Origin of the sequence: Pseudomonas sp. AF32, assembly GCF_022342325.2 — a bacterium.
GTDB lineage: Bacteria > Pseudomonadota > Gammaproteobacteria > Pseudomonadales > Pseudomonadaceae > Aquipseudomonas > Aquipseudomonas uvaldensis.
Genome location: NZ_RQJK02000016.1, coordinates 104,580 through 129,223 on the forward strand (window position 1 = coordinate 104,580; position 24,644 = coordinate 129,223).

13 protein-coding genes and 4 tRNA genes are annotated in these 24,644 nt (G+C 61.0%); 4 read left to right on the top strand and 13 right to left on the bottom strand.

Translation table 11 applies throughout. The features are described from left to right. The first annotated feature begins 34 nt into the window (after positions 1–34). Both EGM97_RS16350 and EGM97_RS16355 read left to right on the top strand, forming a co-directional pair. Positions 35–937, top strand: a complete 903-nt coding sequence (locus EGM97_RS16350; protein ID WP_238965624.1) for a dihydrodipicolinate synthase family protein — start codon at positions 35–37, stop codon at positions 935–937. Position 938: 1 nt separating this feature from the next. Next, positions 939–2,429 carry an aldehyde dehydrogenase gene (locus EGM97_RS16355; RefSeq protein ID WP_238965623.1) on the top strand — a complete coding sequence of 497 codons (1,491 nt, stop codon included), beginning with the start codon at positions 939–941 and terminating at the stop codon, positions 2,427–2,429. Between the two features lie 126 nt (positions 2,430–2,555). Here EGM97_RS16355 and EGM97_RS16360 read toward each other — a convergent pair whose 3' ends face one another. From EGM97_RS16360 to EGM97_RS16385, 6 genes are all read right to left on the bottom strand, one after another. Then, entirely contained in the window at positions 2,556–3,452 is an 897-nt protein-coding gene (locus EGM97_RS16360; RefSeq protein WP_238965622.1) for a PoNi-like cognate immunity protein, read from the bottom strand. Positions 3,453–3,701: 249 nt separating this feature from the next. Beyond that, complete coding sequence (locus EGM97_RS16365) at positions 3,702–4,598, bottom strand: PoNe immunity protein domain-containing protein (RefSeq protein ID WP_238965620.1); 897 nt, start codon at positions 4,596–4,598, stop codon at positions 3,702–3,704. Next, positions 4,599–13,676 (bottom strand): two-partner secretion domain-containing protein, encoded by a 9,078-nt coding sequence (locus EGM97_RS16370; protein ID WP_238965619.1) that lies wholly within the window; start codon positions 13,674–13,676, stop codon positions 4,599–4,601. Between the two features lie 47 nt (positions 13,677–13,723). After that, the gene (locus tag EGM97_RS16375) at positions 13,724–14,242 is read right to left on the bottom strand and encodes a toxin-activating lysine-acyltransferase (protein WP_238965618.1); all 519 of its coding nucleotides are present in this window, start codon (positions 14,240–14,242) and stop codon (positions 13,724–13,726) included. A gap of 9 nt (positions 14,243–14,251) precedes the next feature. Further along, positions 14,252–16,033 (bottom strand): ShlB/FhaC/HecB family hemolysin secretion/activation protein, encoded by a 1,782-nt coding sequence (locus EGM97_RS16380; protein ID WP_238965617.1) that lies wholly within the window; start codon positions 16,031–16,033, stop codon positions 14,252–14,254. Between the two features lie 305 nt (positions 16,034–16,338). Further along, positions 16,339–16,415: transfer RNA gene (locus EGM97_RS16385), tRNA-Arg, on the bottom strand. Positions 16,416–16,941: 526 nt separating this feature from the next. On the opposite strand from EGM97_RS16385, the gene EGM97_RS16390 reads away from it, so the two are divergent. Continuing rightward, positions 16,942–17,268: an Arc family DNA-binding protein gene (locus tag EGM97_RS16390; protein WP_053147252.1), complete on the top strand. Its 327-nt coding sequence runs from the start codon at positions 16,942–16,944 to the stop codon at positions 17,266–17,268. 169 nt (positions 17,269–17,437) lie between these two features. Here EGM97_RS16390 and mgtE read toward each other — a convergent pair whose 3' ends face one another. After that, positions 17,438–18,880: a magnesium transporter gene (gene mgtE / locus EGM97_RS16395; protein ID WP_053147250.1), complete on the bottom strand. Its 1,443-nt coding sequence runs from the start codon at positions 18,878–18,880 to the stop codon at positions 17,438–17,440. A 393-nt stretch (positions 18,881–19,273) separates the two neighbouring features. Between mgtE and EGM97_RS16400 the strand changes: the two genes are divergently transcribed. After that, the gene (locus EGM97_RS16400) at positions 19,274–19,777 is read left to right on the top strand and encodes an outer membrane protein assembly factor BamE (protein ID WP_238965615.1); all 504 of its coding nucleotides are present in this window, start codon (positions 19,274–19,276) and stop codon (positions 19,775–19,777) included. Positions 19,778–19,817: 40 nt separating this feature from the next. Here the strand turns inward: EGM97_RS16400 and EGM97_RS16405 are convergent. The 6 genes from EGM97_RS16405 to alaS form a co-directional block, all read right to left on the bottom strand. Next, a tRNA-Arg gene (locus EGM97_RS16405) sits at positions 19,818–19,894 on the bottom strand. 73 nt (positions 19,895–19,967) lie between these two features. Beyond that, positions 19,968–20,044 (bottom strand) — tRNA-Arg (locus tag EGM97_RS16410). Between the two features lie 106 nt (positions 20,045–20,150). Next, positions 20,151–20,241: transfer RNA gene (locus tag EGM97_RS16415), tRNA-Ser, on the bottom strand. A gap of 62 nt (positions 20,242–20,303) precedes the next feature. Further along, positions 20,304–20,492, bottom strand: a complete 189-nt coding sequence (gene csrA / locus EGM97_RS16420) for a carbon storage regulator CsrA (protein ID WP_003178872.1) — start codon at positions 20,490–20,492, stop codon at positions 20,304–20,306. A gap of 185 nt (positions 20,493–20,677) precedes the next feature. Beyond that, positions 20,678–21,919, bottom strand: coding sequence for an aspartate kinase (locus EGM97_RS16425; protein ID WP_238965613.1), 1,242 nt, complete (start codon positions 21,917–21,919; stop codon positions 20,678–20,680). A gap of 89 nt (positions 21,920–22,008) precedes the next feature. Beyond that, a complete protein-coding gene (alaS, locus tag EGM97_RS16430; protein ID WP_238965612.1) occupies positions 22,009–24,630 on the bottom strand; it encodes an alanine--tRNA ligase in 2,622 nt (873 codons plus the stop codon). Between the last annotated feature and the right edge of the window lie 14 nt (positions 24,631–24,644).

Consider the following 24,644-nt stretch of genomic DNA (forward strand, 5'->3'; position numbering starts at 1 on the left):
TTATAGGCAGTGACACTCATTTGGAGCGACACCCATGAAGTTCGAAGGTATCTACACACCCGCCATCACCCCCCTGGCCGCCGATGGCAGCATCGACAAAGCAGCCTTCGCCGAAGTCCTGGAATCTCTGGTCGAGGCCAGGGTCCACGGCATCATCATCGGTGGCTCGACCGGCGAGTATTACGCCCATAGCGCCCAGGAACGCTTCGACCTGGCCGCCCAAGCCAAGGACGTGTTGCAAGGACGCTTGCCATTGATCGTCGGCACCGGCGCGATCCGCACCGAAGATTCGGTGGCCTTCGCCGAAGCCGCCAAGGCGATCAAGGCCGACGCCCTGCTGGTGGGCTCGCCGCCCTACGCACTGCCGACCCAGCAGGAAATCGCCATTCATGTGCAGGCCGTCGACCGCGCCGCCAACCTGCCGATCATGCTCTACAACTATCCCGGCCGCATGGGTGTGCACATGGGCCCTGAATTCTTCGACGCCGTTGCCGGATGCAAGAACATCGTCGCGATCAAGGAAAGCTCCGGCGACATGGCCCAGCTGCATCGCCTCGCCTGCCAGTACCCGCAGATTGCCCTGTCTTGTGGCTGGGACGATCAGGCACTGGAGTTCTTCGCCTGGGGCGCACGCAGCTGGGTCTGCGCCGGTTCGAACTTCATTCCACGGGAACACGTGGCCTTGTACGAAGCCTGCGTGATCGAGAAGGACTTCAACAAAGGCCGACGCATCATGGCGGCGATGATGCCGCTGATGGACTTCCTCGAAGGCGGCAAATTCGTCCAGTCGATCAAGCATGGCTGCGAGCTGGCCGGCCTGCGCCCGGGCGGTGTGCGTGCACCGCTGCAAGGCCTGGAAGACAGCGAGAAAGCCGCCCTCAAGGACGTGGTCGATACCCTGAAACGCACAATCGCCCAAATCACCGGAGGTGCCTGAGATGACCGAAGTCCTGAGTAAAGAACAATACCTGGCCATTGCCTCGCGCCTGGAGCTGCGCACCCAGGCCTTCATCGACGGCGGTTTCCGCGATGCGCTGTCGGGCAAGACCTTCACCAGCACCAACCCGGCCACCGGCGAGGTCCTGGCACAGATCGCCGCATGCGACAGCCAGGATGTCGACGTCGCCGTGGCGGCGGCCAAGCAGGCTTTCGATGACGGTCGCTGGCACAAGCAGTCGCCTGGCGCACGCAAGAAAGTGCTGCTGCGTTTCGCCCAACTGCTGGAAGACAACGCCCATGAACTGGCAGTGCTGGAAAGCCTGGACAGCGGCAAGCCGGTCAGCGAATGCCAGAACGTCGACGTGCCGGAAACCATCCACACTCTGCGCTGGCACGCCGAGCTGATCGATAAGGTCTACGACAGCACCGCGCCAACCGGTTCCGGCGCCGTGACGATGGTAGTCCGCGAAGCCATCGGCGTGGTCGGCCTGGTCTTGCCCTGGAACTTCCCGCTGTTGATGCTGGCCTGGAAAATCGGCCCATCGTTGGCCGCCGGCTGCTCCATCGTGGTCAAGCCGGCCCGGGAGACTACCCTGACCGCCCTGCGCGTGGCCGAACTGGCCCATGAAGCAGGCATTCCGCCGGGCGTGTTCAACATCACCCCGGGCGGCGGTCGCGATGCCGGCGAAGCCATTGGCCGGCACATGGACGTCGCCATGGTCAGCTTCACCGGTTCGACCGACACCGGTCGACTGTTCCTCAAGTATTCGTCGGAATCCAACCTCAAGCGCGTCGTGCTGGAACTGGGCGGCAAGAACCCGGCGGTGGTGATGAACGACTGCGAAGACCTCGACCAGGTGGCCCAGTACGTCACCGCCGGGGCTTTCTGGAACATGGGCGAAAACTGCTCGGCCTCCTCGCGCCTGATCGTCCACAAGGACGTCAAGGACGAGCTGCTGCAACTGATCTGCAAGCACCTGGGCGATTGGAAACTGGGCGACCCGCTGGACCCGGAAAACCGCCTCGGCGCGATGGTCAGCAAGGCACATTTCGAGAAAGTGCGCTCCTACCTGGAGTACGCCGCCGAGCAGAAACTCAACGTGTTCCAGGGTGGCGAAACCGAAGGTGGCGTGTTCGTACAGCCGACCATCGTCGACGGCGTGCAGCGCGACAGCCGCCTATTCATCGAAGAGATCTTCGGTCCGGTGCTGAGCGTGACCACGTTCAGCACCCTGGATGAAGCCATCGAGCTGGCCAACGACACCGTTTACGGTCTGGCCGCCTCGGCCTACACCGGCAACCTGCGCAACGCCCTGCGCCTGTCACGGGAGATCCGCGCCGGCGTCGTCACGGTCAACTGCTTCGGCGAAGGCGACGCCTCGACGCCGTTCGGTGGCTACAAAGAGTCCGGCTTCGGTGGACGCGACAAGTCCATCTGGGCCCACGATCAGTACACGGAGCTGAAAACCATCTGGATTGACGCCTCGTAAACTGATCTGGACGTGCTGTTCAGACGGAGCTCAGCACATCGGCCCCCCGCCTCCACGCAGGCGGGGGGCCGATTTTTCAGGCTTCTATGAAAAGTGCCGTCATCTATCGGGTTGGCAGGTCACACGCTACTTGCGCCCGAATACCCTTGCCCAGAACCCCGCCTTGCTTTCCACGGTGCCTGTTTCCGGCGCTTGTGTTTCCTGTCGCACCGGGTGCGAACTCGGGCCGTCGGGCCTCAACAGATCACCCGGATAATGCTCAAGCCCCAGGCACTGCGAATCATCCAATCCAAAAGCCTTGACGGCTGCCACCGCTTCCACGCACCAACGACCGAAATACGCGCCGCCTTCGAAATTCTCGTCGCCGTAGGTGTACCAGTAGGGATGCTTGAAGTTGACCGCCTGGGGATCGGAACCGGACTTCGCCCCCGTGCGTAGTTCCTGATACCAGTGACTGACAAAAGCCTGCAGCGTTGAAGCCTGCGTATCCACCGGCGCATCCACTGCCGCCAGCAGTCGTCCATAGGGTTTGGGATAAAGGAGAACGGCGCCCACTTTGCGTTCGGGACTGCGACTCGCGATGATCCGGTCGAGCAGTACGTCCTCACCTTCGTTGCCGATAAGGGCCAGTAGCCTTTGCCATTGATCATCTGGAATATCCAGCGCCAACCCCAGGCCGATCAGCCAGAAGCAGACAATGTAGTGATCGTAGTTGACGCGCCAGCTGTGGCGGGTGAATTGCTGTTCCGGGGTCCAGACTGACGCGCCAAGACGCTCAGCCTCTTCCCAGGCATCGAGTAGTCCAGGGAAATAACGCGGCAAGTCGGCAATAGGACGCCCTGCAGAATAGCGACTTAGCATCTGGTGCCAGTGGTTCTGGGCGATGATAAAGACGTACTGCGGCGCGTAATCGGGATCGCCCGCAGGTGTACGAGCGGTCTCGAGCGCTTCGACAATACGTTTATCACCATACTCAACCCATTTCGACCAATAATGGGAATCTCCCAACGGGGCACGGATCATTTACTTTCCCTCGTTGCAAATGGGTCGATGCCAGTCGCCATGCACTGCCTCAAACACTATCTGCGAGCCAACCTGAGGTATCTCGATCATTGATAGCAACTACCCCCGGATACCGTGACAGGTCGCCAACCCTTACCTTGTCGGGGCCGCTGCGCAGCCCAGCGGGAGCAAGCTCCCTCGCCACAGAGTGCCCACTTGGGATTCGCTGAACGGACAATGACATACCGGCTTTACACGTCAGATCGTCCGCTAACGACGCCCCAACAACTTCCCCCAAAATCCCACTTTAGTCTCCGCAACCACTGGCGCAGCTGGCGCGACCTCCTGCCTTACCGGATGCGTACTTGGACCATCTGGCCTCAATAAATCCCCGGGATAATGCTCAAGCCCCAGGCATTGCGAATCATCCATCTCGAAGGCTTTGACGGTCGCCACGGCTTCCACGCACCAGCGACCGAAATAAGCGCCGCCTTCGAAATTTTCGTCGCCGTAGGTGTACCAATAGGGATGTCGATAACTGACCGCTTGAGGATCGGAGCCGGATTTCGCTCCCGTTCGGACCTCTTTGTACCAGTGCTGAACGAACGTGCCGAGCAGCGTTGCTTGCGAATCCGCAGGGGCATCCACCGCCGCCAGCAATCGACCGTAAGGCTTTGGGTAAAGCAGCACAGAGCCCACTTTGCGATCCGGGCTGCGGCTGGCGATGACCCGATCGAGCAATACGTCCTCGCCTTCGTTGCCAATCAGCACCAACAGCCGTTGCCATTGATCGTCCGGAATTTCCAACGCCAGGGCCAGACCGACCAGCCAAAAGCAGACAATGTAATGGTCATAGTTGACCCGCCAACTGTGACGGGTTAATTGCTGCTCTTGAGTCCAGACCGACGCACCAAGACGCTCCGCCTCTTCCCATGCGTCAAGCAGACCTGGGAAATAGCGCGATAAATCAGTTATAGAGTCGCCAGCGCTGTACCGTCGCAGAATCTGATGCCAGTGTTTCTTCGCAACGTTAAAAGTGTACTGCGGCGCGTAATCCGGGTTGCCCGCAGGTTCTCTCATGATTCTTTGAGATTCCAGGATATAGCCGTCGTTGTCGTCAACTACCTGATTCCAATAGCCGGCATTGCCGAGAGGAGCACGGATCATTTACTTGTTTCCTAGAAGCTTGGACGCTGCAACAGGGTCAGCGAAAAACTTTCCGCGGGCATCCAGCACCCCCACGGTGACGTTGCCAAAAGGGTCAGTATGAACCAGCCACTTTTCTACCCGCCCAGCCTGCATGGCATTTTCAACACTTTGCGCCATTCCACTATTACCTCCGACAGACTCCAATATCCGATCATAATTAGAATTTTTTCCCAATAACCAGTCATCACTCATCTGCAAACCATCCTTGGTCGGTTTCAACGCAGACGAACCAAACTTGTACTCCACGATCAGGTAATCCACACCCGGCTTGTTGACCTTGTACAAGTCATCGATACCGGTCTGCCCGATGTCCGGCGCCCGGCCAATTTTCTCGGCGCCCGGCACCAGTGACTTGATCCGCTCGCCGCCCATGACATCGCCGATGATGCTTTTTTGCGCGTTGGTCAGCGCCCGGAAATCCATCAGCGGCGTGCCACTGGGATTGAACTGCCCGCCGCGGGCTACCAGCTTATCGAACTTGGCCAGGCCGGCCATCGCCTCCAGCCCTTGCGTCCCCACCTTGATCCCGGCTTTCGCCAGCGCCACCCCGCCCTTGGCCGCGCCGCCGACACCGGTGGCGATACTGCCCACCTGCCAGACAAGCTCGCCAAGGTCCTGGCCCAGCTGCACCGCGCGCTCATCACCGCCGTTTTCAAGGGCGTCCTTGACGCGGTCGAGTTTGGCGTTGAGTTCGTTGACCATCTTGTCGCCGAACTGCCTGCGGGCCTCGGGGTCGTTGATCAAGGCTCTCAGGCCATTGACCCCGTCGACAGGGTGCATGAGAAATTGCGCTACCCCTTCGACGTCGCTCCAGCCCGCCTGCAGCAGGCCCTTGCCTACACCAAAGCGGGTCAGGGTATCTTGCTTCTTGTGGATATAGCCCCATTTGGCAACCACTTGAGCTTTGGCCAGCAGGCCATCGGCCTCGGTGTATTCCTTCTCGGCCTGGACCAACTGCTGAGTCGCCAGCCAGTTGTTGTCCACCGCCGAACCTGCCGCCGTAGTGGCGGTGCTGGTGTCCATTGAGCTGGCGGCAGCCAGCCCGGTAACGAGGCTGACGATCAGGTTGCGCTTGGCTTCTCGCTGGGCTTCGCTTTCGTCGGGGCTGGTTTCGGAGAACAGGCCGGTGAGCAGGCTCGATGCCGCCGCGCCGGCCGCGCCGCTGCCGCAGCTCTGGTTGCTGGCGGCAGCCCCCGCGCAGGCAACGATGCCGTGCAGGGCGGCGTGCAGCGGTGAACCCTCGGTGAGTTTGCCATCCGCCACCAGGTCACCGATGTAGCCGGCCCCCTGTTGCTGCACGTAGTTGACCACCAGGCTCTGGACGAACGCACCGTTGCTGCCACTGATGTTGCCGCTGGCCGCGCCCACCAGTGCGGTGGTGATCTGCCGATAAGTGCCGCCGGCGCCCCACTTGTCGGCGATGCCACGGGCCTCAGCGTTCAACTGTTGGGCAGTGTTGAGCAACGCCATGCGTTCGGCATCGCTCAACTGAGCGTCGGGGTTGAGGGCAGCGTTCTGCGCAGCTTCGGCTTGCTGGCGCTTGAGGTCGGCTTCCTTGGCCTTGTTGGCAAGCAAGGTGCCGGCCTCGTTGGCGAACGCACCGACGATCTCGAAGCCGGCGCGGATTTCGTCTTCGTCGAAGATCGGCTTGAGGGTGTTGGTGGTGTCGCGGTCGCTGGAAACATCGCGGTTGAGGCCAGCGACGGTTTGCTCGCCATTCTTGCCGGTGCGCTTCTGTTGCTCGGCGTCGTTGCTGATGACGATGGTGCCGCCGCTGATACCGCTGCGGGTGATGCTGCTGGCATCGTCGCTGGCGTTGATGGCAATCGGCATGGTGGCGCTGAGGTCATTGCCGTTCTGCGGCAGCTCGGTGCCTGGGGTTTGTGTGCCCCCGCTGGTGGCGTTGCCCTGCTGGTCCTTGCCAACTTCCCGATAGCCGCCCCCGACGCTGATGGAACTGGCGTCGTACTCGGCTTTGTTCTTGATATCGCGGCTGGTGAGGCTGGCGGTGACCAGTCGGTTCTTGCCGTCCTGCACCGCCTTGTCGCTGCTGGCAATGACGGCACCGATGAGGTCGGTGTTGCCCCCCACGCGGATGTCGAAACCATCGTCCCCGGCCTTGATGCCGGATTGCTCGGTCACGCTGGCGTAATTGGAATCGATATTCGTGGCACCGAAACTGCCGCTGGCGCCGCTGACCGAACTCATGCCGTAGCAGAAAGGCGGAATGCACAGGCTGATGCCGAAGCCCAAGCTCTTTTCATCGACGTCGTAGGTGTTGGTATCTTGCAGACTTTCGATGTTCAGGTCGCCACCGACATCGGCCAGCACCTGTTTGCCACTCGCCACCGCACCTTTGAGGTTGGTGTCGTCGCCGGAGGACAACAGCAACTGGTTGCCCGCCACGACGTGAGTGTTGGTGTATGTCAGCTCATCGCCATCCGCCCGACCCCGGCTGCCAGACGCCCCCAGGTCCAGGGTGAAACCGTTGCGGGTACCGCCCAGGGAAAACCCGATGCCGATGCTCGCGCTGCTGCCTTTGCTGTCGGTGTCCTGCTTATCGGTATTGCGAGCCGCAAGCAGGTTGATGTCGCCGTCCGCCAGCAGGCTGGCGTTGCGCCCGGCCTTGATATCGCTGCCTTGCACGGTGATGTTGCTGGCATCGCCGGCGCCGGTGGCACGCAGGCGGATATCGTTGCCGGCGGTCAGGGTCGAGCCGGCCGCGCTGTCGCTGGTGTAGGTCGTGGTGCTTTCGTTCTTCTTGGTGCCCAGGGACAGGCTGATGTTGATCCCGCCGGCCGTGCCCGGATCCATCGCCACGGCGGTGGCGGCGTTGTTGGTCGCCAGTACGGCGGTCGCGGCGGCCAGGGCCTTCATGCGCCCATCGTCGGTTTTCTCCGAGGCCCGTTTCATCTGCTGGTTGGTCTGGATCGCGCTGATCACCGGGTTGGTCACGGTGAGGGTGAACCCGGTCTGCTTGAACAGGGTCTCGCGTTCGCGCTGGCGGGTATTGCGCGCTTCGACGACGTCAATGGTCTGCGCCGTGACGTCGATGTTGCCTTGTGGAGCCGACACCTGACTACCCACTTGGCGGTAACCCTTGCCCGCTTCTATCAGCACATCGCCAACGGTCGAACCCACGGTGCTCGACACCGCCGTGTGCTCCGTGGTGAGGTCCTTGACGCTCTGTTTCTGGGTACCGAGGGTGACGGCGATGCCACCGCCGCTGAACAGGCCGCTCTTTTTGACCGACTTGTCGTGGCGCTCGCTGCTGCTGGCGGTCGCCGCTTCGATGTTGACGTTGTTATCGGCCACCAGAACAGTCTGGGTCGTGGAGACCACGTTACTGCCGCTCAGGTTGATGTCGCGCCCGGCCTGCACGTAGGTCTGCTCGGCACTCAGGGTGGAGCCTTCGGCCTGGGTCTGGCTGACGGTATCGCGGGTGGTGGTGGTCTTGCTGGAGAACCACCCGCTCTTGCCCTTGACCTTGTGCGCTTCGTCGGCGAACTGGTAGTTCTGGGCAGTGGTGAGGTTGACGTCACGCTTGGCCTCGGCAAACACCGCGCCCTGCTCGCTGGTGATGTTTGCCGCCCGCGCATTGAGATCCCGACCCGCGCTCAGGCGAACATCGCCCTGACCCTGGATCAGCGAGCCGACTTCGGTCTGGCTGGCGTCCTGGCGCCAGTTGCTGCTGTTCCAGGTCAACGCTTGCTGATGCGCCTCGCCCACGGTAGTGAGGTTGATGTCATTGCCCGCCTCCAGCGATGTACTGCCGCCTTTGCCTGCATTGACGACCTGGGCACCGGTGAGATTCAGGTCCTTGCCGGCGCTGACAGTCATCGAGCCCTGGGCACCGCTGACGAATAGCCCCGCCACCCGTGACAAGTTGGTCCGGGTGCCTTGGGCGCTGCTGCTGTCGCGGCTGCTGGAGATGACATTGATGTCTTGCCCGGCCTTGACCGACAGGTTGTCCACGGCGCCGATCAGGCCGCCCAGGTTGTTGAGGGTGTCCCTGGCGGTGACTGACGCGTTATCGGCCTGGATGCGTCCGCCCAGGTTTTCGATGTTCTGCGCAGTAATCGCCATGACACTGCGCCCGGCCAGGCTGCCGCTGTTGACCAGGTCGCCGGCGATGTTCAGGTTCAATCGCTGCCCGGCGATCAGGGCCCCGGAACCGTTGAGGTCGCCTTCCTGGACCCGTACGTACACCTGCGGCACCAGCACGTTGCGGGTGTCGCCGTTGGGGAGCGTCACCTGCTGCTGCACCAGCCAGACGATGTCACTGGTCAACTGGGCCATCTGCTCGGAGGTCAGGGCCACGCCAGGCACCAGTTGCCATTGCTTGGCAACTGTCACGGCGTTGTCGATCAGGGCGCGGTACTGCAGCTCATCATTGGCGTAGCCATCGAGGAAGCGTCGGCCGGTGAGTTGCGCCACTTGCTCACGAATCAGCTTCTGTTCATAGAAGCCGTCACCCAGGCGTTGCTGGGTCAGCGCCGGGTCGACCTGCAGGCGCTGCAGCATGTAGTCCGAGGAAAGCCAGGTGCGGTAGCTGGCAAAGCGCGGATCGGTTTCGATCAGGTAACCACTGGTGTTCTGCGGGTTGGTGTTGAACAGGCTGTTGTTCGGCAACTCGAGGGAAGGCCCGCCGCTGCGGATCTGCTCGGCCACGCCTTTAGTGTTCAGCGTGGTCTGGGCGGCAACCTGGACGATCGGCGCGACTTGATGGGTTCTGCTGCCCGCAGCAGTGACCGGGCCTGTACCGACAACCTGCTCATTGACGCCCTGGTAGGCGCGAGTACCGATCTGCGTACCGGTTCCGTTGCCGGCGGCGTTCTGGGCGAACACGGTCGGCTGCAGGGTGATGTCCTGGATCAACGGTGCCGGCGTGTAATCCGTGACAGCCGTGCCCTGACGGTCGCGCCCCTTGCGCTGGATGCGATAGAAGTGGGTGGCGGTGCCGCTGTCGGTGGTGGTGCGTTGTCCCGTCAGTTCGGTGTTGGTCAGGCTACCGATATCGGCCTGCAGCAACCCGCCGGCGATGATCCGGCTCTTGTCGTTGAGGACGTCGCCTGCACTGATCTGCATCGAGCCGCCGGACAGAATCTGCGCGGGCGCCGAGGTGGCGATCTGGGTTTCCTCGACCACGCGGGTGTAGTCGTAACGGTTCCAGTTATCCTGCCGACCCTCGGGGGTGGCCAGGTAGAGCACCTCCTCGTTGCTCACCGAAACCTGGTTGCCCTCGTAGCGATTCGTCGAGCCGGTGAGCTGGAACTCCTGCAAGGCGGTGCGGCTGACTTCCACCTGTCGGGTGCTGAAATGCTCGTTGGTGTTGCGCACGCTTTGTACGTTCAGCGACAGGTTGCCGAGGGCTTCGATGGTCGCACTGGCGTTGGTCAGCAACTGGGCGCGGTCCTGGGCCTTGTCAGCCGCGCTCAAGGCGCCGCCGATGGCGAGGTCGCCCGCGCTGAAGATCAGGGCCTGCTCGCGGTTGTCCAGGGTGGTGGCGCCGATGTCCAGTGACTCGCGGGCGGCGATGGTCGCGGCGGTGCCGTTTTCTTCGCGGTTGCTCAATGCCGAGGTGCTGATCGCCAGGCGGTCGCCATAAAGCCGGCCCGTGCCCAGGTTGTTGAGCGAAAGAGACTGCACACGCACTTGCTGACCATCGATCAAGCCACGGTTGGTCAGGCTGTCGTTGACGCTCAGGCGGACCTGTCCGGCGCTGATTTCACCGCTGCCGGCATTATCCAGCGTCTGCGCCTGAACCAGCAGGAGATTGCCGGCCAGCAATTGCCCGTTGTTGTTGAAGACCCCATCGGTACTCAGGTCGACCTTGCCATTGGCCTGGATCCGACCGCTCAGGTCCAGGCCGCTTTGCAGCCTGAAGGTCAGGTCTCCCAGGCTCAGGGCGCGACCCGTACCGCCGTAATAGGCTGCATTGAGCGACAGCAGGCTGCCCGCCAGCAAGGTGCCGCCCTGGTTGTGCACAGCCTGGCGACGCTGCGCCGGGTCGCGGTCGCTGATACTCAAGGCGGCGCCTGAAGAGATCAGCCCGCCCTCGTTGCTCAACGTCTGGCCGATTCCCATGTTCAGCACCTGGTCGGCGCGCACGGCGCCCCCCTGGTTGCCGAGGGTGTTGACCGCCAGGCTCATGGCACGGCCTTCCAGGCCTTGATTGGCACCTTGGGTGGCACTGTTGTCGAGCACGTCGGCGCTCACGTCCAGCGTTCCCGCGCTACGGATCAGCCCACCCTGATTGTTGAGCATCTCCCCCAATACCATCTGGACATCGCCGAGGCCTTGCAACTGACCGCCGCGATTGTCCATCCGGGCGCTTTCGACCCGGACGGTTTTCTCGCCGATGATCTGGCCGCCACTGCCATTGCCCAGGTCGGCCGTCTTGAGCAACAGGACGCCCTTGGCCCCCAGGAAACCGGCGCTGTTGTTGAGGTAGGCACTGTGGATTTCCACGTCGCCCTGACCGCTGATGCCTTGGGTGGTGCCGGATTGGAGATTGTTCAGCGCCTGGCTGCCGGTATCGATGAACAGCTTGCCCTTGGCTTGGATCAATCCCGCGACGTTGCGCAATTCGCCGCTGCGCAGGTCAAGGGTCGCACCGGCATTCAGCGTGCCCTGGCTGTTGTCCATCAGGCTGCCGTGGCTGTCCAGGTCCAAGGCCCGACCGCTGATCACGCCGCCCTGGTTATTCAAGCCTTGGGCCGACAGGGTGACGTCGCCAAGGGCTTCGAGGCGCCCACCGCTGTTGTTCAGCGCATCGCCAGACACGCTGACCCGTAGCGCGGATTGCACCGAGCCCAGCACGCCGTTGGTGTTGTTGAACTGCCCGGCGATGATTTCCATGCGTTGGGTGGCGGCAATCGTGCCGCCGATGTTGTTCAGTTGATCGAACGTCGCCTGCAGCTCACCTCCGGCGCTCACGGTGCCTTGGGTGTTGTCCAGGCGTGCGCCTCTCACTTGCGTCTTGCCGCTGGCGGCCAGGGTGCCGCCGCTGTTATCGATCAGTTGGCCGGCGGTCACCGTCAGGGTCCCGCTATCAGTGGCCAGGACTTTGCCGCCCTGGTTGTTCAACGTGCCGGCGCCAAGCACCACCGCACCGGCGTTGCTGACTTGCCCGCCCTGATTGTCGAAGCGCTCACTCGCGGTGATTTGCAAGGGCTGCCCGCCCGTCTGGAGAATCTGCCCGCGCTGGTTGGACAGGGTCCTGGTGTCGAGCGTGATCTGTTGACCTTGGGTCAGGCCGTCGTCCACCACCACGTCGGTGGCTTTGACGATCAGCTTGCCATTGCTCGCCAGGGTGCCTTTGCCGCCGGCCAACTGGTTGGCCTGGATGTCCAGGGTGCCTTTGCCGGCGTGTTCGACCTTGCCGCTGCCATTGTCCAGGCGACTGGCGCCCAGTCTCAGGTTGTCGGCATTGGAGGCGATGCGCCCGTCGCGGTTGTCGAGGGTTGTACTGGCCTTGATCGAGGTATCTGCAGTGCCGGTCTGTATCAGCTCACCACCGGCATTGGAAATGTCCCGGGCGCTCAACTGCAGGTTGCCGGCGTTGATCTTGGCCGCGTCGGTGCGCAGGGTCTTGGTCGCCGTTGCGCTCAGCGCCTGGGTGGCATCGACCCGACTGCCGGCGAGATTCACGTCGCCCGTGCCAGCGGTCAGGGTGATATTGCGTCCCTGGGTCTGGCTGCCGCTCAGGTCCACCTCAGCGGCTTGGACGTTGACGTCGCCGGCGGCAAGGTTCTGCCCTTGTGCCTTGACCGTGCTGGCCTGTAGCGCAAGGTTGCCAGCGCCGGCCAGCTTGCCGTCCACACCGACGCCCGCCGCCACACTGGATGCCTGGGTGCTGCGGATGTTCCTGGCGGTCAGCGTCGTGTGGTTCTGGCTGGCGATGGTACCGCTGTTGTCAATGTCGGCGGCGCTGCGGAGATTGAGGTCTCCCTTGGCGTAGAGCGTACCGCTGTTATCCACCTGGGTGGCGTTGATCCGGGTCGCGGTAGCGCTGCTGATAGCGCCCTGGTTCTGCAGCTTGCCGTCGGCGCTGATGACCACCTCGCCGGCCATGGCGCCGATCTGCCCGGCGTTACGTACTCCGACGCCAGACTCGGTGCCAACCAGCATGATCTTGCCGGCGTACATGCCGCCCAGCTTGGCGACGTCGATGGCAACGGTGGGCTTCTCGCCTTCGGCCGCCGGCAGCGGCGTGGCCTGGGTATTGTCGGCGTTGACCCGGTTGCGCCCGGTCGTGACCTTCAGGTCGTTGGCCCAGACGCCGGCATTAACCTGCACGCTGCGGGCGATCAGGTCCGTGTAGTCAGTCTCGCGAGCATCCAGGCCCTTGCCTTCGATGTTGATCGTCCCGCCCTGCACGGTGTAACCAGCGATGCGGCCGTTCTCCAACTGTGCCCGACCGGTGCTGAGGGTCGCCCGGTCAGCGTTGATGAAGCCGCAACCGTTACAGGTAATGCCGGAGGGGTTGGCGATCACCACTTCGGCGCGCTGGCCAGCGACTTCGACGTAGCCGCGTAGTTGACTGGGGTTGGCGGAATTGACTTCGTTGAGAATGACCCGTGCGCTGCCATTACCCAACATCGGGTTGCCTTCGATCCAGCCACCCAGTTTGGTCTGGCTATCGGTCGTGGCGTTGTTGAGGATCACGCCACGGTTGTCGACGTCGAACTGGCTGTAGGTATTGCGCGACACACCCGCCGCGCTGGGGGCTTGGATGTTCACCTGTGGGGTTCCGTTGGCGCTTTCGATCACGCCGGGACGTTGGCCGGCCGGGGCACCGGGATCCGCCACGATGGTGGCGGCCCAGGCAGGCGTCACGCTCAAGGACACCAGCCCGATCGCCGCCATCACGGCAAAGCGCAACGACCCAAGGGTCGCCGTACAGGCCACCGCGCCTGTCATTGGCGCGGAACGGGTCCCCGGGGCTTTGACCTGGCTGGTGACATTCTCGGCTACCACCATCAGCAGTCCGCGAGCCTTGTTGAACACGATTCGGTACAGGTGCTTGTTCATGGCAATTCCATTTGCGGTTCTGACCCGCAATCAACTCAGGGTTAGCGTTACGGTGCGACTGCCAGCGGGTGGGCGGCAAACCAGGCCTTGGCCTGTTCAGGGATGACACCGATCCCTTGGAATGTCTTGACCCTCAGGCCACGCTCTTCGCCTCGGTGATAGAGCGCACGCCCGCACCGGTTGGCGAACAACTGTCGATGCAGCAGACGGGTCACTACGCCGGTGTGGCCGAAGGGCGCCACCCAGTCGTTGAGCCAGAGGCGCTCGCCGCTGTTCCAATCGGCTTCTGTCAGGGTCAGGGGCGATTGCCGCAGATAGCGTTGCTCGGCGGCCGCATCGAGATTGAGCCAGGACAGGTAGAACACCGGTTTTCCCTGTTCGCTGGCGAGCACGAACTGACGATGCTTGAGGGCCGGCAGCAATAGCGTCGGCAAGCTGTGCAACGGCGCATCGCGATGGGCCTTGGAATGCATCCACAACCAAGTGGCCGAGCCGAACACCGCGGCCTCGTTCCAGGGTTCATCGATCAGGCCGGGGGCAATGATGTCTAGTGTCTCGAACTGCATGGGATCACCTCAGAATGACCAGATGACAGTGAACGCACTGGTTACGTTGGCCGTCTCGAAACCATCGGGCTTCTTCAATGGCGTCCCAAACGACCAGTCATAGGACAGGCCCTTGTAGCCGCCTCGTATACCCACCACGGCTCCCGCCAGGCGCTGACCGATCAGGAACTCGCTGGAAGGGCCGCTGACTTCGCCATAGTCGATACCGGTATAGAGCTCCTGGCCGGTCTGCCCCAAAAACAGGCCGACCTCGTTACGCAGGGTCCAACCACGGTCGGCGGAAAGAATGTTTTCCCCGTCAAAGCCCCGCACGCTGTAGCGCCCACCAATCGAAAAACGATCCTGCGGTACCAGCGGCGTACGGTTCCATTGCGCACGCCAGCCGCCGATGTAGCGCAGGCGCTGATCGCCTAGCTGGAACGGCACCTGCAATTGGGCGTCGGCGGTGATGATCTGCGAGCGTGAGGTACCGGCGTCGAAATCTTCTTCGGGCGCCCTGAGCGAATCATGGGCACCGGTACCACGGCGATAGGCGGCGCCCAGGTCGAGAATCGAGGCGCCGATGAACTCGCGATGATTCAACCCGAACTGCCAGCCGGCCATGCGCCGTTTCTGGTTACCGATCTCGGTGTCGTCGATGAAGTTCTCCGACGAGCGCGTCCACAGGCTGCCCCATGCAGTCGTCTTGCGGACAGCGTCGCGGTACAGCAGGCGCGACAGGCGCAGCTCATTGTTACGACTCTCGCCCCGGTATTGATAAGTCTGGTTGGCGCCGGCGACAGACTGTTCGTAATTGTATTCACTGGTGGTAAAACCCAGCTGCCAGTAACCGAACGGCAACGAATAATGCAGGGTATTGCCATCGGAGCCGCGATGGCCGGGCTCGCCGCCGCCCAGGTCATGGCTGAAGCTGGCATAGAACAGGTCATTGAGCGACAGCAGGTTGTCCAGGGACAACGACACGTTGCCCTGATATTTACCGGTGCTCTTGCTGCCCGAATTGTCCACCGACAGGCTCACACGGGCGGGGAACCGCTGACTCCAGGCGATCACCACATCGCTTTCACCGGGCTTGGCATCAACCGCTCGGGCAGGAGCGATCTGGATGTCGGCTTCGGCGGTCGGTACACGCTTGAAATTTTCCAGCGCCTGCTCGATATCGCGCAGGTTGAGCAGATCGCCAGGCTTGGCGGGCATGGCGTTCCAGGCATTGGCGCGGCCGCTGGTGCCCTCCTGAAAACGGATCTCACGAATGCGTCCCGGCACCAGGGTCAATACCAGGACCCCGCTATTCAGGTCTTGGGCTTCGGCAAGTACGCGAGTGGTGACGTACCCGGCCTCGATGATCGCGTTCTGCATACGCTTCATCGTCAGATTGATCCCACCGCCCCCCAGACAACGGCCCATGGCTGGATCATGCTTGGGATTGGCGGCACGCAAGGCCCATTGAAATTTTTCCGACGCCTCGCCAATCAGGCGAATGTCGTTGATGGCGAAGCAAGGGCTTTCCTTGGCAGGCAGGCGATCGGCACCCTCAGCCATGGGCGCCGCCTGCAAGCGCACGTCCGGCCGGGACTCCAATTGTTCCCGCAACACCCGTTCACGTTCACGCTGGCGCAGCAGCTCCTCCTCAGGCCCGGCCGCCTGTGCAACGCTCCCCGCCCCCACCGTCCAGGCGGCCAGCAATACCAATCCAAGACGTTGGGCATTTTGTGAAAATAAACGGGCGCCGTCGGCAGGGCGACGAGCAGTGCGTGATTGACGCGTTCGGCAGGGTGCGGCTGCGCGCATGACACATCCTTGTGGTTTGAATCCAGGAATACCGTGAGCATCGGCACTGATGCGCACTAAAAGGCACGTAATCAGGAAATTTCCTACAACGTACCGAGACGGTCAGATTGACATCAGGGGAGAAAGTTTCGCGTCAGGAAAACACGTTTGATACACAGTCGAAAAAATGAGCACTGATTCACAACACCCGGCCACAGAAGAGCCGTGGCAGTAGCGACGGTCATGCCAATCGATCGTAGGGGATATAGGGGGGCAATGTTTGCTGGGGGCCGGCCGGCAATCGATACCCGACCCACAGATATAAATGGTGTCCCAGGGCAGGTTCGAACTGCCAACCTTCCCCTTAGGAGGGGGATGCTCTATCCAATTGAGCTACTGAGACACGGGTGATCACGAGAAGCGTGATGCGATGAACGGCGAGCATGTTAACGGGCAGCCTTGCGTTTGTCATGTTGCGCATGGCTTTTTAAGTGTAGGCAAATGGTACAGCCCGCCGCCTCGACGGGCCAAGGCGGCCTTCCCCCCGCACCGCTCATCCGCCTCCGGCCTTTTATCGTCCCAATTCGGCAGTTTGCCACTATCCTATATAAAACAAGGACAGCACGGGCCTATGCCCGCCGCTCCGGTTATCCGCCGGACGGTATGGCACATAGACACGATGCAGTGGTCACAGCATGCGGACCTGTTGGTTTTTCAAACCAGTCCGCATTTTTTGATGAGGGGTACTGGCATAACGCCTTTACCCGGATCAGAATTTGTCACAGAATTGGCGCCAATGATCTGGCCATTTTGAGGCATGATGCGGGCCTCTTAACAATTCAGGTTGAACATTTGGCAACAGCGCTTGTCCTATCGACATCCTGCGGCCAATCCCAAGAACCGCTCCCCTGAACTAACCGGTTAAATATATGCGCCCATTGAAACAGGCAATTTATTCCAGCCGTACGGCTGACAAGTTCGTCGTACGTTTGCCCGACGGAATGCGGGAACGCATTGCCGAGGTGGCTCGCAATCATCATCGCAGCATGAACTCTGAAATCATCGCGCGCCTTGAGCAAAGCCTCATTCAGGAAGGCGCGTTGGGTGAAGAACTGAGCATGCGCCTGGACAGCCCCGAGCTGTCGTTGCATGAGCGTGAGCTGCTTCAGCGATTCCGCCAACTCTCCCATCGCCAGCAGAACGCCCTCGTTTCGCTGATTGCTCACGATGTAGAGATGACCGCCGACGCGTCCTGATCGCAACCGGAACACCCAAGCCAGCCTAGTGCTGGCTTTTTTTTTGGTCTTTTATGGAGAAGGAACTGGCTCGCTGGGTGGCGAAGCAAGCACAAAATCGAATGATTAGAAAACCTGGGAGCGAGGACGGGCACGACACAATGCAAGCGAGCCCTCGCTACGCAATGGGTCAGAGCAGGAAAATCGTCGCCAACCCCAGGAAGATAAAGAAACCGCCACTGTCGGTCATGGCCGTAATCATTACGCTGGCTCCCATGGCGGGATCGCGGCCCAACCGGGCCAGCGTCATGGGAATCAAGACGCCCATCAAGGCCGCCAATAGCAGATTGAGCGTCATGGCGGCAGTCATCACGACGCCCAGCGACCAGCTGCCATAAAGCAGATACGCCACCACGCCGATTACACCTCCCCACAGCACGCCATTGATCAATGCCACGGCCAGCTCCTTGCGCATCAGGCGCGACGTATTACCCGTGCTGACCTGGTCCAGCGCCATGGCGCGCACAATCATGGTGATGGTCTGGTTGCCGGAGTTGCCTCCAATACCGGCCACGATGGGCATCAACGCCGCCAATGCCACCAGTTTCTCGATGGAGCCCTCGAACAAACCGATAACCCGGGATGCGACAAATGCCGTGATCAGGTTGATCGCCAGCCACGCCCAACGGTTGCGCAGGGATTTCCAGACCGAGGCGAAGATGTCCTCCTCTTCCCGCAGACCGGCCATGCTGAGGACTTCGTTTTCACTCTCTTCACGAATGAGGTCGACCATTTCATCGATGGTCAGACGGCCGATCAACTTGCCGTTTTTGTCGACCACCGGCGCGGAAATCAAGTCATAACGTTCGAACGCCTGGGCCGCATCGTAGGCATCTTCGTCCGGCTGGAAACTCACCGGGTCACTGGCCATGACCTCGGCCACCTGCTTTTCCGGATCATTGACGAGCAACCGCTTGATCGGCAACACCCCCTTGAGCACACCGTCATAATCGACGACAAACAACTTGTCGGTGTGACCCGGTAGCTCTTTGAGGCGACGCAGATAGCGCAATACCACTTCAAGGCTGACGTCCTCACGGATCGTCACCATCTCGAAGTCCATCAGCGCACCGACCTGCTCCTCATCATAGGAGAGCGCCGAACGCACCCGCTCACGCTGCTGGGCATCGAGGGATTCCATCAACTCGTGGACAACGTCCCGCGGCAGTTCGGGGGCAAGATCCGCCAGTTCGTCGGCGTCCATTTCCTTGGCAGCCGCCAACAGCTCGTGATCATCCATGTCGGCGATCAGGGTTTCACGAACCGAGTCGGACACTTCGAGCAGGATGTCACCGTCGCGATCGGCCTGGACCAGTTGCCAGACTGTCAGACGCTCTTCCAGCGGCAAGGCTTCGAGGATGTAGGCGACGTCGGCGGAGTGCAGGTCATCGAGCTTGCGTTGCAGCTCGACGAGGTTCTGCCGGTGAACCAGGTTCTCGACCCGGTCGTGATGCGGACCTTCCTGACGATGCGTCAGGTCTTCGACGACCCGCTGGCGATGCAGCAGCTCAACGACTTGAGCGAGACGGTCCTGAAGGCTTTCCTGTGTTTTCTTTACTTCTACTTCGGTCATAGGCGAACTCCACTCCCAGCAGTGGGCACGCCGGAAGGATCAATCGGTCAATTCATGATTGGTAAAACGCGGTATTGAGTAACTACTGGGTAAGTCCATGGAGATATTCCAAAGCCCCGGCGGGGCTGACGGGCGCAATCATACACCGCTTGGCGTTTTAAAACGTTAAAAAATCATGGCAAGAACAAGCGCTTGCGAGATAAACCTGAACGCAGGCTGAACCATGGAACTACGACGACTCATCCTGAAAAGAAAACACACGCCTGAGTAAAAATGCAGCGGCTACCCTGAAGCCAATCAGTCAAGTCACAAACCTGCAAGAGTAAAACCTGCTCCCACAGGTTGGCCGGCTTGGCGACTCCCCTATCTTCTCACGTCAAGGAAGACGCTCGAATGCTGGCCAACCGTTATTTAGCTCTGCTCGCCACCCTGTGCTGTCCGCCTTCGTGGGCCGCCGAACACATCGTTCATCGCTGCGAAGACAGCACGGGGCATATCACCTTTACCACCATGAGCTGCGGACCGGGGGAAGACTTGTCGTTGCAACGAGTCCACCCCTACAGTCCGGGCAGTATCGAGCCGACCGCCGAATCAATGCTGCCCGAAGCCGAGCACCGGCAAACGTCAGGCAACAAGATCACGCGCAGGGAAACGACTGTGGTCGGCCAGTTCGAAGACCGCTGCGGGAATCAGATCAGCGCCAGGCAGCGCCGCGAAGCAATCATGGACAAACGGATTATCACCGGGATGAGCCAGCAGGATGTGCAGAGTGCCCTGGGCAAACCCGACTCGATCAAGATCCGCAATGCGAGCACTCGGTACATCTACAAAGCAAAGAAAGGCCGCAGTGCCGAGATTGTGTTCGATGAGAATGGATGCGTGAAAGGCAAATCGTAGATAGCAAAAAGCCCGCGTTAAACGCGGGCTTTCTGTTGTATGGTGCACTCGACAGGATTCGAACCTGTGACCGCTCGGTTCGTAGCCGAGTACTCTATCCAGCTGAGCTACGAGTGCAGGTTTGTGGTTTTATACCAGATCACAACTGGTTGAAGCCAAGTTATTTGCATCACTGCAAACGACTCTTAAATGGTGCACTCGACAGGATTCGAACCTGTGACCGCTCGGTTCGTAGCCGAGTACTCTATCCAGCTGAGCTACGAGTGCATTTGTTGCCGCGCATTATAGGTCGTCAAATCGTTTTGTAAAGCGCTTTTTCCAGTAATTTCAACCACTTACCGAACAAGCCAGATTCAACGCACTACATGAATAATGGCGGAGAACGGGGGATTCGAACCCCCGACACCCTTTTGAGGTGTACTCCCTTAGCAGGGGAGCGCCTTCGGCCACTCGGCCAGCTCTCCGCAACACGGGGCGTATATTAACCACCTTCCTCCCCGTTTGCAAACATAAAAATCGATAAAAATTAATGGCTTGGTTCGTCGTCCTTCTCTTTCTTGATACGCAGGTAAATTTCCTCCCGGTGCACCGCAACCTCTTTCGGGGCGTTGACGCCGATACGAACCTGGTTTCCTTTGACGCCGAGCACGGTCACGGTGATTTCGCCATCGCCAATAATCAGGCTCTCCGCGCACCGACGAGTCAGAATCAACATACCTTTCTCCTCACGCAATTCAGTTCAGGAACAACAGTCTGCAAAAAAAGGGCATTGGGCCTACAACCGAAACGGTCGCTGCCTACAGGCCTAAGTATTGACCAGCGCGGGCAAAAGAACAGTTTTGAAACGCGCCATTCAAAAAACAAAGGGCGCGGCCAAGCCGCGCCCTCTGGGACAACGCCTTACTCGCCCTGGCGGGCGGCTGCGTCGAGTTCGAAAGCCGTATGCAGGGCGCGCACGGCCAGTTCCAGGTATTTCTCTTCGATCACCACGGAAACCTTGATTTCCGAGGTCGAGATCATCTGGATGTTGATGCTTTCCTTGGCCAGGGCTTCGAACATCCGGCTGGCCACGCCTGCGTGGGAGCGCATGCCGACGCCGACGATCGAGACCTTGGCGATCTTGGTGTCGCCCACGACTTCCCGGGCACCGATTTCGGAGGCGGTTTTCTTCAGGACGGCTTCAGCGGCCTGGTAGTCGTTGCGGTGTACGGTGAACGTGAAGTCGGTAGTGTTATCGTGCGAAACATTCTGCACGATCATGTCGACTTCGATGTTCGCGGCACTGATCGGGCCGAGAATCTTGAACGCCACGCCGGGGGTGTCTGGCACGCCACGGATGGTCAGCTTGGCTTCATCGCGGTTGAAGGCGATGCCGGAAATGATCGGCTGTTCCATGGATTCCTCTTCATCGATAGTAATGAGGGTGCCCGGACCCTCTTTGAAGCTGTGCAGGACGCGCAGCGGAACGTTGTACTTGCCGGCGAATTCGACCGCCCGGATCTGCAGCACTTTCGAGCCGAGGCTGGCCATTTCCAGCATCTCTTCGAAGGTGATCTTGTCCAGGCGCTGAGCCACGGGAACCACCCGTGGGTCAGTGGTGTAGACACCATCCACGTCGGTGTAGATCTGGCACTCGTCAGCCTTGAGGGCCGCCGCCAGCGCAACGCCGGTGGTGTCCGAGCCGCCACGGCCGAGGGTGGTGATGTTGCCGTGTTCGTCCACGCCCTGGAAACCGGCGACCACCACGACGCGGCCAGCCTTCAGATCGCCGCGAATCTTCTGGTCGTCGATCTGCAGGATACGCGCCTTGTTGTGCGCGCTGTCCGTCAGGATACGAACCTGGTTGCCGGTGTACGATACCGCCGGTACGCCACGCTTGATCAGCGCCATGGCCAGCAAGGCGATGGTCACCTGCTCACCTGTGGAAACGATCACGTCCAGTTCGCGGGGAACCGGCTGCTGTTCGCCACTGATTTGCTTAGCCAGATCGATCAGACGGTTGGTTTCGCCGCTCATTGCCGACAGCACAACCACCAGGTCATCGCCCGCATCACGGAATTTCTTAACCTTGTCGGCGACTTGTTCGATTCTCTCGACAGTGCCGACCGAGGTGCCTCCAAATTTCTGTACGATCAAAGCCATTTCAAAGCCGCCTCTGCCCATGAAGGGCGCCCAATAATCACTCAACAGCAACCGGGCTCGCCACTAGACTGCAAGCCCGGGAGGCTGCCTTAAATACCCTGCTCTACAAATGCAACGGTCTGGGCCAGTGCCGCATCCAGCGCGCCGGCATCGGTACCGCCGCCTTGCGCCATGTCCGGACGACCACCACCCTTCCCGCCCACTGCTGCAGCGGCCTGCTTCATCAAATCACCGGCTTTGAGTTGGCCGGTCAGGTCCTTGGTCACGCCTGCGACGAGAACGACCTTTTCCTCATGGACACTGCCGAGCAGGATCACTGCGCGGCCGAGTTTGTTTTTCAGTTGATCGACCAGCGCCAGCAGCGACTTGCCATCCTGGCCATCCAGGCGCGCGGCGAGGACCTTCACGCCCTTGACATCCACGGCCTGGGCCGACAGATCGTCACCCGCGGCGCTGGCGGCCTTGGCCTGCAGCTGCTCCAGCTGTTTTTCCAGCAGGCGGTTGCGCTCCAGCACAGCCGACAGCTTGTCGATCAGGTTGTCACGGCTGCCCTTGATCAGGCTCGCCGCTTCCTTGAGTTGTTCTTCGGCGGCGTTGAGGTACGCCAGCGCGGCAGCGCCGGTGACCGCTTCGATACGCCGTACGCCCGACGCCACGCCACCCTCGCTGATGATCTTCATCAGGCCGATGTCACCGGTCCGGTTGGCATGAATACCACCGCACAGCTCCACGGAGAAATCGCCCATGCTCAGCACGCGCACGTTGTCGCCGTACTTCTCGCCGAACAACGCCATCGCGCCTTTCTTCTTGGCGGTGTCGATGTCGGTTTCTTCGGTTTCCACCGGGGAGTTCTTGCGAATCTCGGCGTTGACGATGTCCTCCAGTGCCTTGAGCTGTTCAGGCTTGATGGCTTCGAAGTGGCTGAAGTCAAAGCGCAGGCGCTGACTGTCCACCAACGAGCCTTTCTGCTGGACGTGCTCACCCAGCACCTGGCGCAACGCTGCGTGCAGCAGGTGCGTGGCGGAGTGGTTCAACGACGTGGCGTGACGCACCTCGGCATCGACATGCGCCGCCACCGGGGCGGCGATCATCAGGCTGCCCGACGCCAGCACGCCGTGGTGCAGGAATGCGCCACCGGTCTTGGTGGTGTCGCGCACGTCGAAACGCGAGTTGCCGGCCTGCAGGTAGCCGCTGTCGCCGATCTGGCCGCCGGACTCGGCATAGAACGGCGTCGTGTCCAGCACGATCACCCCTTCCTGGCCTTCGCTCAGGATATCGACCGATTGCCCATCCTTATAGATGGCAACGATCTTGGCCGAGCCGGTGGTGCCCGCGTAGCCGGTGAATTCGGTGGCCACGTCGACCTTGACCAGGCTGTTGTAGTCCATGCCAAAGGCGCTGGCGGAGCGTGCGCGCTCCCGCTGGGCTTCCATCTCGCGCTCGAAACCTTCCTCATCCAGGGTCAGGTTACGCTCACGGGCGATGTCGCCGGTCAGGTCCATTGGGAAGCCATAGGTGTCGTATAACTTGAACACCACGTCGCCCGGAACCACGTTGCCCTTGAGCTCGGCCAGGTCCTGCTCGAGGATTTTCAGGCCTTGTTCCAGAGTCTTGGCGAATTGTTCTTCTTCCGCCTTGAGCACGCGCTCGATGTGCGCCTGCTGGGATTTGAGTTCCGGGAAGGCATCGCCCATCTCGGCCACCAGGGCCGCGACGATCTGATAGAAAAAGCTGCCCTTGGCGCCCAGCTTGTTGCCGTGGCGGCAGGCGCGACGGATGATCCGGCGCAGCACATAGCCACGACCTTCGTTGGACGGCAGCACGCCATCGGCAATCAGGAAGCCGCAGGAGCGGATGTGGTCGGCGACCACTTTCAGCGATGCCTGATTGTCGTTGGTGCAACCGATGGCCTGGGCCGAAGCGCTCAGCAGGCTTTGGAACAGGTCGATTTCGTAGTTGGAATGAACGTGCTGCAACACCGCACTGATCCGCTCCAGGCCCATGCCGGTATCCACCGATGGGGCCGGCAGCGGATGCAACACGCCGTCAGCGGTGCGGTTGAACTGCATGAACACGTTGTTCCAGATCTCGATGTAGCGATCGCCATCCTCTTCCGGCGAACCGGGTGGGCCGCCCCAGATGTCGGCGCCGTGATCGTAGAAGATCTCGGTGCAAGGGCCACACGGGCCGGTGTCGCCCATGGTCCAGAAGTTGTCGGAGGCGTAAGGCGCGCCCTTGTTGTCGCCGATACGCACCATGCGCTCGGGCGGGACACCGACCTCCTTGGTCCAGATGTCGTAGGCCTCGTCATCGGTGGCGTAGACCGTGACCCAGAGCTTTTCCTTGGGCAGGTTCAGCCACTTTTCGGAGGTCAGGAAGGTCCAGGCGAACGTAATGGCGTCGCGCTTGAAATAATCGCCGAAGCTGAAGTTACCCAGCATTTCGAAGAAGGTGTGGTGACGAGCGGTATAGCCGACGTTTTCCAGGTCGTTGTGCTTGCCGCCGGCACGCACGCACTTCTGGCTGCTCACCGCACGGGTGTAGGCACGTTTTTCCTGGCCCAGGAAGCAGTCCTTGAACTGGTTCATCCCCGCGTTGGTGAACAGCAGGGTCGGGTCATTGCCCGGAATCAAAGAGCTGGAGGCTACTCGGGTGTGGCCTTGCTCTTCGAAGAAGCGAAGGAAGGCTTCACGGATTTCTGCGCTTTTCATTAGGTTCTTCCACG

Bases quoted from the DNA above. Each gene is read 5' to 3' on its own strand.
- alaS (WP_238965612.1), bottom strand. From the start codon at position 24,630: ATGAAAAGCGCAGAAATCCGTGAAGCCTTCCTTCGCTTCTTCGAAGAG.
- EGM97_RS16355 (WP_238965623.1), top strand. From the start codon at position 939: ATGACCGAAGTCCTGAGTAAAGAACAATACCTGGCCATTGCCTCGCGC.
- EGM97_RS16425 (WP_238965613.1), bottom strand. From the start codon at position 21,919: ATGGCTTTGATCGTACAGAAATTTGGAGGCACCTCGGTCGGCACTGTC.
- EGM97_RS16360 (WP_238965622.1), bottom strand. From the start codon at position 3,452: ATGATCCGTGCCCCGTTGGGAGATTCCCATTATTGGTCGAAATGGGTT.
- EGM97_RS16375 (WP_238965618.1), bottom strand. From the start codon at position 14,242: ATGCAGTTCGAGACACTAGACATCATTGCCCCCGGCCTGATCGATGAA.
- EGM97_RS16370 (WP_238965619.1), bottom strand. From the start codon at position 13,676: ATGAACAAGCACCTGTACCGAATCGTGTTCAACAAGGCTCGCGGACTG.
- EGM97_RS16350 (WP_238965624.1), top strand. From the start codon at position 35: ATGAAGTTCGAAGGTATCTACACACCCGCCATCACCCCCCTGGCCGCC.
- mgtE (WP_053147250.1), bottom strand. From the start codon at position 18,880: ATGACCGAAGTAGAAGTAAAGAAAACACAGGAAAGCCTTCAGGACCGT.
- EGM97_RS16390 (WP_053147252.1), top strand. From the start codon at position 16,942: ATGCGCCCATTGAAACAGGCAATTTATTCCAGCCGTACGGCTGACAAG.
- EGM97_RS16400 (WP_238965615.1), top strand. From the start codon at position 19,274: ATGCTGGCCAACCGTTATTTAGCTCTGCTCGCCACCCTGTGCTGTCCG.
- csrA (WP_003178872.1), bottom strand. From the start codon at position 20,492: ATGTTGATTCTGACTCGTCGGTGCGCGGAGAGCCTGATTATTGGCGAT.
- EGM97_RS16365 (WP_238965620.1), bottom strand. From the start codon at position 4,598: ATGATCCGTGCTCCTCTCGGCAATGCCGGCTATTGGAATCAGGTAGTT.
- EGM97_RS16380 (WP_238965617.1), bottom strand. From the start codon at position 16,033: ATGCGCGCAGCCGCACCCTGCCGAACGCGTCAATCACGCACTGCTCGT.